Raw genomic sequence first — 617 nt, 5'->3', positions numbered from 1 at the left:
CCACGCATCCATTCACTATAATCTTTGTATTGGAGTTCAAGTGGTTGTAATCTTTCACCGTTATACAATCGTGAGAAATCTTCGATTAATAGATTTAGCGTCTGATGATCGGAAATAATATGATGCATATCAAATAGTAAAATATATTTGTTCCGATTTCTTTCTTTGACTACTTTAAAACGCATAAGTGGGGCTTTTCCGATGTCAAACGGGCGTACAAATTGCTCCATATCTGCTTCGCTGTAGCTGTCGGTTTCTTCATATTCCACTGGGTAGAATACCTCATCTGCAATGACTTGAGAGGTTCCTTCTTCTGTCATTACAAAACTTGTTCGCAGCGACTCATGACGCTGGATCAGGCGATCTATGGCTTGTTGTATTTTTTCCAAATCAAGGTTGCCCGTTACTTCTAGCGCTGACGCCATGTTATATGCTGTACTACTGCCTTCCATCTGATCCAGAATAAACAATCGTTTCTGTGTAGAGGATGCTGGATAAGTTTCTCTCTGTTCTGCTTGTGGTATTGGACTATATTCGCCTTCTCCCGCGGCCTCAATCTTTTTCGCCAATATAGCAGGAGTTGGTGAGCTAAATATCTCTTTGACTGGCAAACGAAT

The 617-nt window shown here is 40.8% G+C and carries 1 protein-coding gene; it reads right to left on the bottom strand.

Annotation, left to right across the window (positions count from 1 at the left end; genetic code table 11):
• On the bottom strand, positions 1–617 hold a 617-nt coding region (locus tag DP091_RS28685), incomplete at both ends, for a condensation domain-containing protein (RefSeq protein ID WP_181469943.1).

Origin of the sequence: Paenibacillus sp. MDMC362, assembly GCF_003269305.1 — a bacterium.
Taxonomy (GTDB): Bacteria; Bacillota; Bacilli; order Paenibacillales; family Paenibacillaceae; genus Paenibacillus_AQ.
Note: the sequence above shows the minus strand (reverse complement) of the source record. Positions and strands in the feature narration are given on the sequence as shown.